This window comes from Staphylococcus sp. EG-SA-15 (assembly GCF_017151895.1).
Lineage (GTDB): Bacteria > Bacillota > Bacilli > Staphylococcales > Staphylococcaceae > Staphylococcus > Staphylococcus aureus.
In genome coordinates this window covers 1-16,846 of the sequence record NZ_JACVZN010000023.1, presented here as the reverse complement: position 1 = coordinate 16,846, position 16,846 = coordinate 1, and the positions used below count along the sequence as shown (strand labels likewise).

The 16,846-nt window shown below is 32.6% G+C and carries 17 protein-coding genes and 1 pseudogene; 4 read left to right on the top strand and 14 right to left on the bottom strand.

The window, feature by feature from the left end; all coding sequences use genetic code 11:
- Positions 1–262 precede the first annotated feature (262 nt).
- From IDG64_RS10040 to IDG64_RS10000, 9 genes are all read right to left on the bottom strand, one after another.
- Entirely contained in the window at positions 263–1,132 is an 870-nt protein-coding gene (locus tag IDG64_RS10040; protein WP_000719329.1) for an alpha/beta hydrolase, read from the bottom strand.
- 265 nt (positions 1,133–1,397) lie between these two features.
- On the bottom strand, positions 1,398–2,810 hold the full coding sequence (lacG, locus tag IDG64_RS10035; RefSeq protein ID WP_200626294.1) for a 6-phospho-beta-galactosidase: 1,413 nt from the start codon (positions 2,808–2,810) through the stop codon (positions 1,398–1,400).
- Between the two features lie 17 nt (positions 2,811–2,827).
- Positions 2,828–4,540: a lactose-specific PTS transporter subunit EIIC gene (locus tag IDG64_RS10030; protein WP_000983330.1), complete on the bottom strand. Its 1,713-nt coding sequence runs from the start codon at positions 4,538–4,540 to the stop codon at positions 2,828–2,830.
- A 5-nt stretch (positions 4,541–4,545) separates the two neighbouring features.
- A complete protein-coding gene (locus IDG64_RS10025) occupies positions 4,546–4,857 on the bottom strand; it encodes a PTS lactose/cellobiose transporter subunit IIA (protein WP_001078309.1) in 312 nt (103 codons plus the stop codon).
- Positions 4,858–4,878: 21 nt separating this feature from the next.
- Entirely contained in the window at positions 4,879–5,859 is a 981-nt protein-coding gene (lacD, locus tag IDG64_RS10020; protein WP_000047009.1) for a tagatose-bisphosphate aldolase, read from the bottom strand.
- 3 nt (positions 5,860–5,862) lie between these two features.
- A complete protein-coding gene (gene lacC / locus IDG64_RS10015) occupies positions 5,863–6,795 on the bottom strand; it encodes a tagatose-6-phosphate kinase (RefSeq protein ID WP_000604136.1) in 933 nt (310 codons plus the stop codon).
- Between the two features lie 12 nt (positions 6,796–6,807).
- The gene (gene lacB, locus IDG64_RS10010; RefSeq protein ID WP_000684746.1) at positions 6,808–7,323 is read right to left on the bottom strand and encodes a galactose-6-phosphate isomerase subunit LacB; all 516 of its coding nucleotides are present in this window, start codon (positions 7,321–7,323) and stop codon (positions 6,808–6,810) included.
- 15 nt (positions 7,324–7,338) lie between these two features.
- Entirely contained in the window at positions 7,339–7,767 is a 429-nt protein-coding gene (gene lacA / locus IDG64_RS10005) for a galactose-6-phosphate isomerase subunit LacA (RefSeq protein WP_000974607.1), read from the bottom strand.
- A gap of 366 nt (positions 7,768–8,133) precedes the next feature.
- Positions 8,134–8,889 (bottom strand): DeoR/GlpR family DNA-binding transcription regulator, encoded by a 756-nt coding sequence (locus IDG64_RS10000; RefSeq protein ID WP_001032741.1) that lies wholly within the window; start codon positions 8,887–8,889, stop codon positions 8,134–8,136.
- A 241-nt stretch (positions 8,890–9,130) separates the two neighbouring features.
- Here IDG64_RS10000 and IDG64_RS09995 point away from each other — a divergent pair, with 241 nt between their 5' ends.
- Positions 9,131–9,871: an NAD-dependent protein deacylase gene (locus IDG64_RS09995; RefSeq protein ID WP_024937048.1), complete on the top strand. Its 741-nt coding sequence runs from the start codon at positions 9,131–9,133 to the stop codon at positions 9,869–9,871.
- 36 nt (positions 9,872–9,907) lie between these two features.
- Positions 9,908–10,106 (top strand): annotated as a pseudogene (locus IDG64_RS09990) (hypothetical protein).
- Positions 10,107–10,133: 27 nt separating this feature from the next.
- Here the strand turns inward: IDG64_RS09990 and IDG64_RS09985 are convergent.
- The 3 genes from IDG64_RS09985 to IDG64_RS09975 all read right to left on the bottom strand — a co-directional run bounded on the left by IDG64_RS09985 (position 10,134) and on the right by IDG64_RS09975 (position 11,903).
- Positions 10,134–10,337: a hypothetical protein gene (locus tag IDG64_RS09985; protein WP_000875472.1), complete on the bottom strand. Its 204-nt coding sequence runs from the start codon at positions 10,335–10,337 to the stop codon at positions 10,134–10,136.
- Between the two features lie 231 nt (positions 10,338–10,568).
- Positions 10,569–11,417, bottom strand: coding sequence for an aldo/keto reductase (locus IDG64_RS09980; RefSeq protein ID WP_001015512.1), 849 nt, complete (start codon positions 11,415–11,417; stop codon positions 10,569–10,571).
- Positions 11,418–11,486: 69 nt separating this feature from the next.
- Positions 11,487–11,903, bottom strand: a complete 417-nt coding sequence (locus tag IDG64_RS09975) for a MerR family transcriptional regulator (protein ID WP_000850007.1) — start codon at positions 11,901–11,903, stop codon at positions 11,487–11,489.
- 243 nt (positions 11,904–12,146) lie between these two features.
- Between IDG64_RS09975 and IDG64_RS09970 the strand changes: the two genes are divergently transcribed.
- Both IDG64_RS09970 and IDG64_RS09965 read left to right on the top strand, forming a co-directional pair.
- On the top strand, positions 12,147–12,314 hold the full coding sequence (locus IDG64_RS09970) for a hypothetical protein (RefSeq protein ID WP_001790107.1): 168 nt from the start codon (positions 12,147–12,149) through the stop codon (positions 12,312–12,314).
- Complete coding sequence (locus IDG64_RS09965; RefSeq protein WP_000222243.1) at positions 12,311–14,740, top strand: polysaccharide lyase 8 family protein; 2,430 nt, start codon at positions 12,311–12,313, stop codon at positions 14,738–14,740. Before IDG64_RS09970 ends, IDG64_RS09965 begins: the two co-directional genes overlap by 4 nt.
- Before the next feature lie 59 nt (positions 14,741–14,799).
- Here IDG64_RS09965 and IDG64_RS09960 read toward each other — a convergent pair whose 3' ends face one another.
- Together IDG64_RS09960 and IDG64_RS09955 are read right to left on the bottom strand one after the other, a co-directional pair.
- A complete protein-coding gene (locus IDG64_RS09960) occupies positions 14,800–15,654 on the bottom strand; it encodes a M23 family metallopeptidase (protein WP_001044444.1) in 855 nt (284 codons plus the stop codon).
- 249 nt (positions 15,655–15,903) lie between these two features.
- The coding region (locus tag IDG64_RS09955) for a restriction endonuclease subunit S (RefSeq protein WP_206171315.1) at positions 15,904–16,846 on the bottom strand (943 nt) is incomplete at its 5' end.

Here is a 16,846-nt window from a genome sequence, read left to right as displayed (position 1 = left end):
TTGAAACTTTTACTTATTTGTTACTTAAACGTTAAGTTTGAATTGTGTCTTCGTGATGTCTGTATGCAAATACATTCTTAGTTGTTATATTTTGACTTAAGCACTGATTCATTCATGTAACTTCAACCACATTATATTTGCTATAATCATAAATTTAAAATGTTACGACTTAGACATTTTATGGAAACTCTCAAACAATAGATAATTTTTGAAAAGCTCTAATATTACAAGCTTTTTTGCCCCCGAAAAACTAGCAGTTGCTTTATTTTTTCCATAAGAAGTCGATTAACTCATTAGCAACATTTTCATTCTCATGAAGCTGACTATGTTGTGCAGGCTCACCTTCATATTTAGATTCTCGATAACTTTTCGGACTATTTCCCAGTAAATATTTTAATGATTTCGAAGAACTATTAGACACTCTGCCGTCTGAATGTGTACCATCTTTCAAATCTCCATAAATATTTAGCACTTCGATACCTTTACCTTTATAAATATCTTTTAGCACGCGTAATTGCTGATAAGGTTGATTCATTCGACTTGGTTTACCATCTTTATCAACTGTAATTTCATTGACATCTTCATTCATATTTAAAACACCATTAAATGTCCCTGCAATATTCACTTGTTTGTTTAACTGTGGCAGTGACTTGTCGTTACCATATGTCATCATATATTGTGCAAATGTTAAGTTCCCCATTGAGTGACCGACAAAGTTGAATTTATCGAAATTGTATTCAGATTGTAACTTAGTCAGTACATTTTTAAACCACGCAGCATTCTTATCCAAATAGCCTTGTCTGTTATTTTCAAGTTCAATTTTCACAATAGGATTCACTGCATCTTTTCTTAGTTTCCCTTTAAATGTCACTGCACCATCCTTTGAAACGTAAGCAGTGATGATATCTTTAGTTACCCCTCTTTTTTCTGCTTGCTTCACCATAAACTTTTCAGAATTGGCACTACCACCAAATCCATGTAAGAACAATGTTGGAATTGGCTTTTTAACAAATTGCTGTTGTTGTATTTTAAATGTTTGTGCCTGTCGTTGACTAAACACCACCGTAATAATAGAGCCTATAATAATAGCGACCGCTAACAATGTCGTAATAATTACAAAAATTTTCTTCACACTTTTAACTCCCATTCATGTCTTTTATATAAGTATAAAGGATGTGATTAAAAATGTCCTTTAGTTGATTTTGAATACATCATTAACTTTTAAGATGACTTTGGAAAGTTGTCCGTTAACATTTGTTAATTGATTGCTTCTTTAGCTTTCAATGGTGTGTCACCCATTGATTAATATATAAATATGTATATGCATGTTTAATTTATCTCTTTTTATAAATAAAGACCTACCAGCACTCGACTGATAGGCCTTTTAATATCTATAATTATTTAATTTCTTTTGTTTCGGCTAACTCTTTGTACCAATAAGCACTTTTCTTAGGATAACGTTCTTGAGTCTCAAAATCGACATAGAATAAACCATATCGTTTTTCATAACCATTTGACCAAGAGAACACATCCATTAATGACCAAATAAAGTAACCTTTAACATTTGCACCATCTTTAATAGCATCTGCAATAACGTTCAAATGTTGTCTTACATAATCAATACGTGCATCATCATGAACTGTTTTTTCAGATTCAATAAATTCATCTTTATATCCTAAACCATTTTCAGTGATATAAATCTTGTGATAGTTAGGATAATCTTTAACAACACGCATGATTTGATCATATAAACCTTGAGGATAGATCATCCAGTCCCAGTCTGTGCGAGGTACGTCGACATCAAATTCACGTTGTCCGACACCTTTAAGTTGGTATTTAGAACCGCCTTTATCACCTGTCGCATTATGCGTGATTTCAGATTCTCCATCGTAACCTCTCATCCAGTCACTCATGTAGTAATTGATACCTAAGAAGTCGTTTAAATCTTTGGCTGCATCTAAAATGGCATAATCTTCATCTGTAATATTTAATTTACCGCCATTAACAGATAAGATATGTTGCACACCTTCCATCGTTTCACGAGAATACTTACCTAAATATGTTGCATCTAAGATGAATTTATTATGGATGATATCTTCTAATTCTGCTGCACGAACATCTTCAGGATTTGATGGATCGAACGGATATTTTGTTGGCAATGCGTGTACAACACCAATTTCTCCTTGATAGCCGCCATCCTTGAATAATTTCACTGCTCTTGCATGAGCAACCATCATATTATGATGAGATTGGAAAACTTTTTCAAAATCATATTTAATACCTGGAGGGAATTTACCTACTAAATATTGGCCATCACCAATTGGTCCAATTTCATTGAATGTAGTCCAATATTTTACTTCTGGGAATTCTTTAAAACAATATTCAGCATAATCTACAAAGTAGTCAATCGTTTTACGATTTAGAAAATCGCCATCTTTGTGTAACACTTCTGGTGTATCAAAATGATGCAATGTTACAAATGGTTCAACATGACGTTTATGACACTCTGCAAATAACTTATGGTAATACTCAACACCTTTAGGGTTAACTTCGCCATATCCATTTGGGAAGATACGTGACCATGCAATTGAAATACGGATACCATTAACACCGAATTTTTCACTTAATTCTAAATCCACTGGATATCTGTTATAAAAATCATTCGCTGGTTCTGCAGTGTACCAATAGTTTTCTTCCAAATACGTATCCCATGCTACACGACCTTTACCATCCGTATTTGTCGCACCTTCTGCTTGATATGCTGCTGTTGCTCCACCAAAAATAAAATCTTCAGGTAATGTTTTAGTCATATGAAAAACTCCTATTCTTAATTTTCAAATTGTTGTTGAACGAAATCAAGGGCTGCTTGGCCGTCTCGTGTCAATTTGATATATTCGGCACCTTGAGTCTTCGCTAATTTAATACCTAATCTATCTGTATCTTGCTTAATATCTTCATAGTTAGACGCAACTTGTGGCGCTAAAATGATTAATTGGTACTCTTTCATAATGTCCATATGTGCGCCATATCCGCCAGCTGCCGCTTTCACTGGCACATGATATTCTTCAGCTGCTTTATTAAGTGCATTGGCTAATAATCCACTTGTACCACCACCGGCACAAAGTACTAAGACATTTGTTTGTTCTGTGATATTTGAAGCTTTAGCTGCATCGTCTGATACACCACTTGCCGCTAAAATTGAATCAGCTTTTTTCGTATCAAAGTTTGCTGCAACTTTTTCTTTTAAATCTGAATTACTTTCTTTACGTCCTTCTTCTTCATCAAGAATTTCACTATCATAAACTTTTAGGAATGGGTAGTAAATAATAATATCTACAACAATCAAAGTAATAGCTAGAACGAATGACCATAAACCAAAACCTGTACCCATGATAATGCCCAATGGACCTGGTGTTGTCCAAGGTAAATTCACACTAAAACTATTCATTCCTAACACTTCAACGAAAAGTTTGAAAATCCATACGTTAACAATTGGTGCTAATACAAATGGAATAAAGAACACAGGATTCAATACTAGTGGTGCACCAAATAAAATTGGTTCGTTTACACCAAAGAATGTTGGTACAACTGATGCACGTCCAATCGCTTTGTTTCGTTTAGATTTCGTCATCCACATAAACATGAACGGGACGACCAATGTTGCACCCGTACCTCCAAAAGTAACGATAAACATTTGTGTACCTGATGTAATAATTTTATCTGCGTGTTCTCCAGCTTGAAGCAACTTGAAGTTCGCTTCGATATTCGCATATGTAATGGCTGCAATTGCTGGCTCTACTATTGATGGACCATGAATTCCTACAAACCAGAATAATGCAAAGGCACCAAAGATAATTGTGACACCAATCCATCCATCTGCTGCTGTAAATAATGGTTCGAATAATTTTAAAATACCTTCCGCTACATTTGATTTAAAGCTGTTGCGAATGACTAAATCTAATGCATAAAGAATGATGATTACCGCTGAAAATGGAATTAAGTCCTTAAATACTTGTGAAATATTCGGCGGTACTTCTTTCGGCATTTTAATTGTAATATTGCGCTTCACACAGAAGTTATAAACAATAACAGTTACAAATGCTGATAAAAATGCTGTTAATAAACCTTTAGTTCCCATAAATGCACTTAAGAATCCACCATCTTTGGCTGGATCAGAAGCTAAGAACAAGAATCCACACATCGCTGCTAGCATTGTAGAAATAAAGTTAATTTGATTTGTACTTTCTAGCTTACGGTTAAATGAATCTGTTAAAGATTTCGCTGTCGTTCCTGCTACTAAAAATGCTACAAGCCCCATCGTATAGTTATATGGTTTCATTAAAATGGCTTCCATGCCTTTATCCCATTTAAAACCAAATATATTTGGCACGTATGCAATTAATAGAAAGATACTTGAGAATAAGATGACAGGCATTGCAGAAATAAATCCATCACGGATGGCTCTTAAATATATGTTACGTGATAATTTCTCGAAAAATGGCTTCCCTTTTTCAATTTGTGCGATCAATTTTTGCATCATTGTCATCACCCTCTTTTATAAAATTCTAATAAATGCTTCATTAAATCTTTCAGTAAAATTGTTGTCATTAAATGATCTTGACCATGCATCATCGTTACACTGTATGCAATATCATCACCTTGCGCTTCTTTAGCCAACAGGCTTGTTTGTGCTCTATGCGCTTCCGCAATGCAATTGTTTCCTTCTTCAATCAGTGCATCTGCTTTTGCAAAATCTCCAGCTTGAGCTGCTGTTAATGCTTCTAAAAACTTAGAACGTGCATCCCCTGCAAATGCAACAATTTCAAAACCTAATAATTGGACTTCTTCTCTATTCATAGCATTAATCCCCTTTTAAACTTATTTTCTTTGTTTCCAAGATGTCGCAGTATCTTTTAATACTTTATTTAAGTCATCAATATTTTTGAAACCAGTTGTACGTAACCATTCACGAGCAGCATCTTCACCTTGTTCAATGTATACTTGAACAGCACCAGACCATGTAGCACGGCCACAAAGTACCCCGTTGAATTTAGCACCAGCTTCGTGAGCAAATTTTAAAGTTTCTTGGAATAATTCCGCAGAAACACCAGCACTTAAGTAAATGTATGGTAAATGAGTTGCTGCATCTTGATCTTTAAAGTGTTGTGCCGCTTCCTCTTTTGTATAAACCACTTCACCTTCAGCAAAGCCTTCTACATATTTCATGTTTACTGGTACTTCAACTTTCAATACATCAACGTTAAAGCGTGGTTCTGAGAATAATTTCATTGCTTCGTTAACCTTTCTAGGCTTAACTTTTGCGAATTCAACACTACCGTTATCAGGAATGTTGTCATCGTATGTTAATACTTCTAAAAAGAATGGAATATCTTCTGCAACACATTCTGAACCGATTCTTTCAATGTATGCTTTCTTTTGAATGTTAATTTCTTCAGCATCATCAACATCATAGTAAAGTAAGAATTTAACAGCATTTGCGCCTTGTTCTTTTAAACGTTTTGCAGACCACTCTACTAAACAGTCAGGTAAACGACCTTTAGCGTTTACGTCATATCCAGTTTTTTCATAAGCAAGTAATAATCCACAATCTTTGTTACGTGCATCTGAAGCTGGTAAACCATATTCTGGATCTAATAAAATTGAAGACGCATATTGTGTTAATTCTTCCGCAACCAATACTTTTAATTGTTCAATTTGAGCGACAGTTGGCTCTTCCGTTTGATGTTTAGCCATCATTCGTTTTAAAGCACCACGTTGGTCAAATGCTAATGCAGAAATGATACCTTCGTTATTACTTAATTGTTCAATTGATGCGATTTTTTGATTAGATTTTGACATTATTTACACCTCTAAAACTTCAATTTGATTGAATAATTCATCATAATTATTTAAATTGACATATCCTGTTTGTGCTTCTTGCGCATTCAGCATGCCTAAAGTATTAGCTTTTTTTAGTAAATCGTGGTCGTTTTCATGATTGAGAATTGCTGAAGTAATTCCAGCAACTGTAGAATCACCTGAACCAACCGGATTTAATACGCTTATTGTCGGAATATTCACTCTATAGAATGTATGATTGTGCTTAGCGAATGCACCTTGTGCACCTAAAGACACAATAATCCACTCAATTCCTTCGAATAAGGGTTGTGACACTGCCTGTTTCAAACTTTCTAAACTTTCATCAAGTGGCTGGTTAAGCAATTGATATAGTTCAGAAATGTTTGGTTTAATGACTGTTGGTTTGTATGGATTTTCCAAAACTGTTTGCAAAGTTGCACCCGAGCAGTCCAATATCACAGGCACACCTTTGTTTTGGCATCGTTCAATAATTTGTGCATAATAATCTTGATTTAATCCTTTAGGTAAGCTACCTGAAATAGCAACTGCTTCAACTTTTTCTAATAATTGTTCAAAATGTTTAATAAATCCTGCAGCCTCTTGATTATCAATCTCCGGTCCCTGCTCTAAAATTTCTGTTTGTTGCCCTTCATGTAAAATTGCAATGCAGTTTCGTGTTTCACCCTTAATGTTATAAAATGCATGCTTGATGTCGGCATGATCTAATTTTTTAGCAATAAATTGACCTAATTCACCGCCAATAAAACCACTCGCAAGGACTGGCTCGCCTACTTGCGCAAGTACTCTTGTTACATTTAAACCTTTACCACCAGCTGTTTTACTTACTTCTTGAACACGATTAACATCATCTAATTTCAATGCTGTTAATGGATATGAAATATCAACGGATGGATTTAATGTTAAAGTTAAAATCATATGTGTCGTCCCTTAATCGTGGTATTCGCCTCTGTCCCATTTTTCTAAGAATTCATCAAAGAAATGTGGATCAGCTTGATCTGCATTGCTTGTTTCTAAATGTTTAATTTTAGCGATTAATTTTTTGTTCTCTTCAGTTGGTTTATATTCAGCATTAATAAATGCATCGATAATATCGCACATTAATAACTCACCAATAATACGTCCACCAAAGCCAATAACGTTCGCATTTAATTCTTCTTTAGCATATAACGCTGATGTCATATCACGTACTAGTGCAGAACGAACGCCAGGTACTTTATTTACAGCATTGTTAATACCAACACCTGTTCCACAAATACAAACACCTAAGTCTGCATTACCGCTAACAACTTGTTCGCCAACTTTTTTACCAAAAATTGGATAATGTGTTCTTGTGAAATCGTATGTTCCTACGTCAATGACTTCATGTCCTTTTGATTTTAAAAATTCAGATACACGCATTTTTGTATCTGTAACAATATGGTCGCATCCTAATGCAATCTTCATAGTAATTTTTCCTCCTTAGCACATTTTATTAAGCATATCTACGCGGATTTGGTGTCTACCACCATCGTATTTACCTTCAACAAAACCTTTAACGACATTTTTCGCTAATGTGTCTCCAACAATTTCAGATCCCATAGTGATCATTCTTGAATTGTTATGGCCTCTAGTCATATATCCAGAGCGTTCATCTGATAATTCAGCAGCAATCATGCCTTTGATTTTTGTAGCAACCATAAAGCTACCTGCACCAAATGCATCGATAACAATACCTAAGTTACCTTCTTGACTTTGAACATCTTTTGCTACAGCCAAAGTTGCATCAACAAAGTCAACTTCCTGCCCTTCTGTTACGTCAACAACGTCATATTTATTGTCTAATAAGTATGATTTGATGACTTCTTTTAATCGTTTGCCAGCTTCATCTGAACCAATAATAATCGCCATAATAAGACTCCTTTTTACTTTAATTTTGAAATACCTTTCTTAAAATATGACATGTTTATTTGTAGGTTATGAAAATCTTGAGAAAAGGCTTTCAATTTGATTACGTTTAAATTATAAACATAAACAAACAATAAATCAACATAATATGTTTATAATCTGTTTGTTTATGACGTATTTTCAAACAATAAGTGAACATTCATATTGTGGTGTTGTTTTAATTAGGTATTCGTCTGAAATTGTAGTAAAACTTTGTCGAGGTTCCCGTTGACATAAATTTGCAAAAAAATAACCCATAAATGAATGGAAATTCACATTCACTTATGAGCATATAGACACATATTTTAACAATGCAGTTATATTTTTAATTTAGTCGACTACTTCAATATATGTTTTAATCGTTTCTACCTTTTCTTCATCTTCATAATCCATGACCACTGCAGTCAATTCGTTTAACTGACAAAATGATGTAAAATCTTCTTTGCCAACTTTCGTATGATCGATTAACAAGTATTTTTCAATTGAATTACTTAGTGCCAATTGTTGCGTATAGGCTTCATCTAATGTAGATGTCATCACAGCACCTTTATTTACTGCGTTACTACTAAAGAACATCTTGCTAAATCTTAGTTTTTCCAACATGGCATTCGCCATTTCACCTACAAACGCTTCTGTAATATGGCGCATTTCACCACCAATTAAATAGACACGAAAATGTGCTGTTTGTTTTTCCAACAAAATTTTATACACTGGCAAACAATTCGTAATAATTGTGAGCGTATGATGATTGACTTCTTCCGCTAATAGTTCCACTGTTGTTCCCGATCCGAAAAACAAAGTATCCCCATCTTCAATTAATGATGCAGCTTTTTTAGCTATAAATCGTTTTTCTGCAATTTGACGGGTATGTTTTTCTTTATGCGATATTTCTTTATACTGAAATGTTGAATTACTGCGTGCACCACCATGAATCTTCGTTAAAATCCCTTTATTTTCCAACTCAATTAAATCTCTTCGAACTGTCATATCAGACACATTTAAACCTTCGACGATTTCATTCGTTCTTATCGTGCCCTTTTTATTCACTAGTTTAGCAATTTCGTCCAAACGTTCATGTTTATTCAATGTAAAATTGCCTCCTTTATTTAGGCGATGGGTCATTATCCTTTATGTTTAGACATCAATTTTAATATACATGCTTATTCTATAATAAAAATTGCGTAAAAACTAATATAATTTAACTGTTCGATTATATGTATAATTCATTTTTAAAAAGAACTGTTTAAACTGCGCTTTTGATAATCGTAAAATGAATATACTATAATAAAAGCAAAAGACGTTATAAATCATTCATTATTTTGATGGGGTGTTTATTTTGAGAAATGATTTAGAGACATTAAAACATATTATAGATAGTTCGAATCGTATTACATTTTTCACAGGTGCTGGTGTATCTGTCGCAAGTGGCGTTCCAGATTTCCGTTCAATGGGTGGCTTATTTGATGAAATTTCAAAAGATGGACTTTCGCCAGAATACTTGTTAAGCCGTGATTATTTAGAAGATGATCCTGAAGGTTTTATCAATTTCTGCCATAAGCGTTTACTATTTGTCGATACGAAGCCTAATATCGTTCATGATTGGATTGCAAAATTAGAACGTAATCAACAATCTTTAGGTGTCATCACGCAAAATATCGATGGTTTGCACTCAGACGCTGGAAGTCAACATGTTGATGAATTACATGGCACGTTAAATCGTTTTTATTGTAATGCATGTCATAAATCTTATACGAAGTCAGATGTTATTGATAGAACTTTGAAACATTGTGATAATTGTGGTGGTGCCATTCGACCGGACATCGTATTATACGGTGAAATGTTAGATCAACCTACCATCATAAGGGCATTAAATAAAATTGAACATGCTGACACCCTTGTTGTACTAGGTTCATCACTCGTTGTACAACCTGCCGCAGGATTAATATCAAATTTTAAAGGCGACAATTTAATTATTATCAATAAAGATCGAACACCTTATGATAGCGACGCTACTTTGGTCATACATGACGACATGGTTTCCGTTGTAAAATCATTAATGACAGAGTAATCAGTACGTAAAAAGCATTTCCCGATTAACAGGGAAATGCTTTTTATTTTGGAGTTGCGTTTTTGGAATTCGAAGTTTGGTTTTTGGAATTCGACATTTGGAATTCCAAATTAAAATGAGTGGAAAATTTTAATTATTGCGTGTTTAATGACTTGGTTTTGTAGCGATTTTTATTTGAATAGGATGTTACTTTATAACATTTTCAATCGCTAAAGGCCCATTCGTAAAAAATTAACTGTAAATCTTATGCTTACAACTCATTTTATTGTTTATTTTTATTGCGATTTTTCTTACTAAAGATATTTGTTTCATCAATAGATTTTTTATTACTAAAATAGACTGTAAAAATAATCGCCATTCCTGCAAATATTGGTACTTTATGATATCCAAATGGTACAAAGTACATTGCCGTGAGCATTACGATGCCTATAATTAAAGTAATAATGGCAAAATGTTTATATTTCATGTTATTATCCCCTATACAATTTATTCTACATTCATTATATACTTCATTTTATAAAATTATCAATACTATAATTATTATCTTAGGTAAGTTATTGCATAATATAAAAATATATAATAACTTATTTGCTTGCTCCTTTCACTTTTTAAGAGTAAAAAATAACCTGAAACAAAGACTTAAACATCCAAGTTTCAGGTTAGTGTAATGTAAATTATTTACTTTGTTATATTATGATTAAACATCTAATTCTCTGCTTGTAAGTGCTTTAATCATCTCTGGATCAGCATGTGAGAAAAATTGGCTATTACTTTCTTCTAATGTCGCAATTTGTTGTTTATCTTCTTCTGTAAGTTCAAAATCAAATATATCTAAGTTTTGAGCCATACGTTCTGGATTCACTGATTTTGCGAGTACAACGATGTCACGTTCTACTAACCAGCGTAAAATAACTTGTGCAATTGATTTGTTATATTTATCTGCAATGGCCTGCAACAATTGATTTTGGAATAATTGATTTTTACCTTCTGCAAATGGTGCCCAAGCTTCTACCACAACATTTTCTTGTTGAAGTGCTGCAACTTGTTCTTCTTGTTGATGGAATGGATTAATTTCTATTTGGTTCACTTGTGGTTGAATTTGATTGTGAATACCTAAATCTACAATTCGATCAACGCCGAAGTTAGATACACCGATTGCTTTAATTTTACCATTTTCTTTTAACTCTTCTAATGCACGCCATGAGCCATATACATCATTATAAGGTTGGTGAATAAGCACTAGATCAAGATAGTCCAAATTTAATCGTTGTAATGATCGTTCGATTGATTTGATAGTATCTTCATAGTTAACATTTTCAATCCATACTTTAGTCGTAATGAATAGTTCACTTCTATCAATACCTGAAGCTTCAATACCTTGACCTACTTCAGTTTCATTTAAATAACTTTGTGCTGTATCAATATGTCTATAACCCGCTTTAATTGCTTCTTTAACCGCTTCTGCTGTTTGTTCTTGAGGAATTTGAAATACTCCGAAACCTAATACTGGTATCTTTACATCTTTAGTTATTTCAATATGATTCATAAAATGAACCTCCTTTATCTTGTAAGTCCACTATAAACCATGGAGCAAACTCTATAGCAAGCCATAGGTTTACTTTCTCTCCCAAAGACGTTCAACATTGGCATCATGATTATCACTAGCATTGATTTTAGCAATATGATTATCATAATTATCAATTTTATATTGTAGTAAATCTCTCGCATCATGAATTGTCTTTAAGTTTTCATTTAATTCTTCGAGTTGCTTATTTAAAATTTGCTTTTGCTGTGCTTGAATATTTTCATTTTTAGGAAGCTGCGCTAACCTACAAAATTCGATAAGCGATTCAATACTGACGCCTGCATTTCGCAAATTTTTCACTAAATAAATCCAATTTAAATCACTATCATTATATATTCTATATCCATTTTCATCTCGATTAACAGGTGGAATCACACCAACCTTTTCATAATATCTTAAAGTGTCTTGAGATATATTCATGAGCGCTACGACTTCTTTAGTTTTCATTGCGACTATCCTTTCAGTTATGTTTGGTCGTCTAAAGTAATGTTGCTTTATATATTGCCACCTTTGTTTGAATACTTCTTATTTTATTACTCAAATTTAAATTTGTCTCTTTTTTAACATTTTACTTTTCATCGTTTTTAATTACTTTAAAAATTGTATAACTTAAATATTTAAAATGATATAATTACTAAGATTGATAATATTTAATTTTTTAAAAATTATTTTCGTTGCAATTTTTGGGTGATGCGGAAAATTTGGGTGATCGATTGTTTATATGCATCAACATTCTTTGTGGATTGTTTGACAGTAGACAGTCATTTGTATACGTTAACGAATTTTGAAAAATTGAATCATTATTTAATCATAATATTCATTGCGCACGCGCAACACAAAAAGGAGACATGTCAATGACATATAGAATAAAGAAATGGCAAAATTTATCCACCATTACGTTATTAATGGCTGGTGTGATTACTTTGAATGGTGGTGAATTCAGAAGTATTGATAAATATCAAATCGCTGTGGCTGATACGAATGTTCAAACGCCAAATTATGAAAAGTTGAGGAACACATGGCTGGACGTTAACTATGGTTATGATAAGTATGATGAGAAGAATGACGCAATGAAGAAGAAGTTTGAGGCTACGGAGAATGAGGCAAAGAAATTACTTAGTGAGATGAAAACTGAAAGTGATAGGAAATACTTGTGGGAAAACTCAAAAGATTTAGATACAAAGTCTGCGGATATGACTCGTACCTATCGTAATATTGAGAAAATCGCAGAAGCGATGAGGCATAAAGATACTAAATTAAAAACAGATGAAAACAAGAAGAAAGTGAAAGATGCACTTGAGTGGCTGCATAAAAATGCATATGGAAAAGAACCAGATAAAAAAGTTGCTGATCTAAAAACTAATTTCTCAAAATCAGCACCTCAAAAGAATACCAACTTAAATTGGTGGGATTATGAAATTGGAACACCTAAATCATTAACAAATACGCTTATATTGCTGAATGATCAATTTTCAAATGAAGAGAAGAAAAAATTCACTGCCCCTATTAAAACTTTCGCCCCAGATAGTGACAAAATATTATCTTCTGTAGGAAAAGCTGAACCTGCTAAAGGCGGAAATTTAGTAGACATTTCTAAGGTGAAACTTTTAGAAAGTATTATCGAAGAAGATAAAGATATGACGAAAAATTCAATAGATTCATTTAATAAAGTCTTCACTTACGTTCAAAGTAATGCAACTGGTAAAGAACGTAATGGATTCTATAAAGACGGTTCTTATATTGATCATCAAGACGTCCCATACACTGGTGCTTATGGCGTTGTACTCTTAGAGGGGATTTCTCAAATGATGCCGATGATAAAAGAAACACCTTTTAAAGATAGTAATCAAAATGATACAACATTAAAGTCGTGGATTGATGAAGGATTTATGCCACTCATTTATAAAGGTGAAATGATGGATTTATCACGTGGTAGAGCCATTAGCCGTGAAAATGAAACGAGTCACTCAGCATCTGCAACTGTAATGAAATCATTGTTGAGATTAAGTGATGCCATGGATGAGTCAACAAAAGCTAAATATAAAAAGATTGTCAAATCTTCAGTAGAGTCAGATTCAAGTTATAAACAAAATGATTATTTAAATTCATATTCAGACATAGATAAAATGAAGTCTTTAATGGATGATAGCACTATTTCTACTAACGGTTTAACACAGCAACTTAAAATATATAATGACATGGATCGTGTCACCTATCATAACAAAGACTTAGACTTTGCATTTGGTTTGAGTATGACGTCGAAAAACGTCGCACGTTACGAAAGTATCAATAATGAAAATCTAAAAGGTTGGCATACTGGTGCAGGAATGTCTTATTTATACAATAGCGATGTCAAACACTATCGTGATAACTTCTGGACGACAGCCGATATGAAACGATTAGCAGGTACTACAACTTTAGAAAATGAAGTATTAAAAGATACGGATGATAAAAAGTCTAGTAAAACTTTTGTAGGCGGAACAAAATTCGATGACCAACATGCTAGTATCGGAATGGATTTTGAAAATCAGGACAAAACTTTAACTGCCAAAAAATCATATTTCATATTAAACGATAAAATTGTCTTCTTAGGAACTGGCATTAAAAGTACTGATTCATCAAAGAATCCAGTGACAACGATTGAAAATCGCAAAGCGAATGGGTATACGTTATATACAGACGATAAACAAACAACCGCTTCCGATAATCAGGGAACCAATTCCGTCTTTTTAGAGTCAACCAATAAACCTAAAAACAATATAGGCTATCATTTTTTAAACAAATCTAAAATCTCCATAAAAAAAGAAACTCATACTGGAAATTGGAAAGAAATAAATAAAAGCCAAAAGGATACACGAAAAACTGATGAGTATTATGAAGTAACTCAAAAGCATTCTAATTCTGACAATAAATATGGATATGTGTTGTATCCAGGCTTATCTAAAGATGACTTTAAGACAAAAAAAGATGAAGTAACTGTCGTTAAGCAAGAAGATGACTTCCACGTTGTGAAAGATAATGAATCGGTTTGGGCTGGGGTTAATTATAGTGATAGCACTCAAACTTTTATCATTAACAACACTAAAGTCGAAGTTAAAGCAAAAGGTATGTTTATACTTAAAAAGAAAGATGATAAAACTTACGAATGTAGCTTCTATAATCCCGAATCTACAAATTCCGCTTCAGATATTGAATCTAAAATTTCAATGACCGGTTACTCTATTACAAACAAAAATACATCAACTTATAATGAATCCGGCGTACACTTTGAATTAACTAAATAAGCAAGAAAATCTCGACACTATACCATTTTTATAGTGTCGAGATTTTATAAGTATCGCCATCATTCATCTTGTAATCCGCAGACCACATCCCCTTTGATAAGTTCTAGATTATTTAAAAATCGAATTTTCAAAGACGTACATGCTTCAATATTCTTATCATTCATTACTTGAAAATGTATATGAGGTTCAGTAGAATTGCCAGAATTCCCAACCTTCCCAAGGAAGTCACCATATTTAACATTTTGCCCCTCATTCACAATGATTGAATATTGTTGTAAATGAGCTATTAAGCTATACTCATTTTCTGCGTGCTTAATTACAATATAATTTCCTAAAAACTGTGATTCATTCGTACTTCCAATACTGTTGTCTTGAACCCCATTCACTACTTTTTCAACTGTACCATTTGCTGGCGCAATGATATCTTTTCCAAAACAAAAATAATCAGTATTTACTTTTCCTTGATTCTTATATGTTTTATGATTTTCTTTAATAACTAAATCAATAGCATACCTTTGATGTGGGTATAAATAGTGATAATTATATAATTCATTATCTCCACCCCAAAAAACCTCATAGCAATCTGTTGTCGGCACTGCGTATTTTAAAGTCGTTTCATTCTTAATAGCATCATAATTGATTAACGGACGCATAACAAATCCGATAATACTATTATCTTTCCAAGTCACTGCCACTCCAAATTGATTTGCTTTATCTATCCATATTTGCTCCATAGTATCATCATTTTGAGTACACACTTTTAACTCATGTACATCAGACTGCCTTGTATAAGATTTGAAAAGTTTCCTAAACTGCCAATAACTAAACTCTCGCTTCAAATTTTGATCAAAAATCTTATATATTTTCCTGCTCTTACTTTTATTTAAATAATCCCCAAAGTTTGTTTTATTCATATATACTTAACCTCTTATGTTTATTTTGGTATCAATTCTATACTAATAATATGTTCATAATTTTGATTAGGACATTTTACATATAAAATAGGAGTTTCTCTCACTTATAATTCATTATCCAATTATATTTTAATATATACTTGATGCAATTCAATATTATTCTCATGATTTTTACTGTAATGATTTATTATTTATAAGATTTAAAAAAATCCCTCCCTGACAAATAGTGGGGGATTTCATGCATTACTATTAAATAAACATCGATTGAAGTAAGCCTTTTTTCTGTTGTTGAAGTATTTCTATTTTTTGTTTTTCTAATTCAATTTGTCGGTCAAATCTATCTAAGAATTTTGCTATTTTTTGCTGTTCTAATTTATTGGGCAAAACTAAAGGTAATTTTGCATATTCTTCACTATTAATACCCGGTTGACCAGATCTTACAGACATGACCTTCACCCATTTGTTAAATTTTGATGTTAGTGTAAATTGGTAAATGAACAAAGGACTATTTTGTTCGTTTATTTTAAATTTTATTAAAAATCCAGCGAAATAGTAATTATAAATATCCTTTTCTTCTTTGTGAATATAACTTTTGCCCGTACTAGCACCAGTTCGTGCAAAAAGAATATCATTTCTTTTCAGCTTGTACTTATTATTAAGTTCATCAGGTGTAGTTAAGTTTTGATAATTTAATTTCCTTGATTTTTCATCAATATCAGTAATTCTTATATATATATTTTTCGAATCAAACCTTGTTGCAGATGCACCTATACCATACATAGATTGTTCTGTAATATCCCCTAACTTCTTCTCTTTCCAATCTGGATAATCTTCACCATTCTCATCTTTGAATCGCAATTCTTGCGAGAAGATTTTCTGCATATAGCCTTTTTTCTGTTGTTGAAGTAATTCAAGTTTTTGTTCTTCTAATTCAATTTGTCGGTCAAGTTTGCTGAAGAATTTACCTATTTTTTGCTGTTCTCTAAGCAGCGGATAAGAAGAACTAATACTATAAAAATCACTATGGTTTAAATCTGGTATCGTCGAAGATCCTGCTAAAGATAATATTTTATTTTGTATCTTAGATGAATTTAAAACCTCTACTAAAAACAATCTATCATACAGATTTTTATCAAATTTAATTTTAAAAAAATTATTATGAAACGCTCCAAATACATTAGTTACTACTTTT

Coding starts and splice junctions, on each gene's coding strand:
- lacG (WP_200626294.1), bottom strand. CDS start 2,810: ATGACTAAAACATTACCTGAAGATTTTATTTTTGGTGGAGCAACAGCA.
- IDG64_RS10030 (WP_000983330.1), bottom strand. CDS start 4,540: ATGATGCAAAAATTGATCGCACAAATTGAAAAAGGGAAGCCATTTTTC.
- IDG64_RS10025 (WP_001078309.1), bottom strand. CDS start 4,857: ATGAATAGAGAAGAAGTCCAATTATTAGGTTTTGAAATTGTTGCATTT.
- lacD (WP_000047009.1), bottom strand. CDS start 5,859: ATGTCAAAATCTAATCAAAAAATCGCATCAATTGAACAATTAAGTAAT.
- lacC (WP_000604136.1), bottom strand. CDS start 6,795: ATGATTTTAACTTTAACATTAAATCCATCCGTTGATATTTCATATCCA.
- lacB (WP_000684746.1), bottom strand. CDS start 7,323: ATGAAGATTGCATTAGGATGCGACCATATTGTTACAGATACAAAAATG.
- lacA (WP_000974607.1), bottom strand. CDS start 7,767: ATGGCGATTATTATTGGTTCAGATGAAGCTGGCAAACGATTAAAAGAA.
- IDG64_RS09985 (WP_000875472.1), bottom strand. CDS start 10,337: ATGAAATATAAACATTTTGCCATTATTACTTTAATTATAGGCATCGTA.
- IDG64_RS09980 (WP_001015512.1), bottom strand. CDS start 11,417: ATGAATCATATTGAAATAACTAAAGATGTAAAGATACCAGTATTAGGT.
- IDG64_RS09975 (WP_000850007.1), bottom strand. CDS start 11,903: ATGAAAACTAAAGAAGTCGTAGCGCTCATGAATATATCTCAAGACACT.
- IDG64_RS09970 (WP_001790107.1), top strand. CDS start 12,147: ATGCGGAAAATTTGGGTGATCGATTGTTTATATGCATCAACATTCTTT.
- IDG64_RS09965 (WP_000222243.1), top strand. CDS start 12,311: ATGACATATAGAATAAAGAAATGGCAAAATTTATCCACCATTACGTTA.
- IDG64_RS09960 (WP_001044444.1), bottom strand. CDS start 15,654: ATGAATAAAACAAACTTTGGGGATTATTTAAATAAAAGTAAGAGCAGG.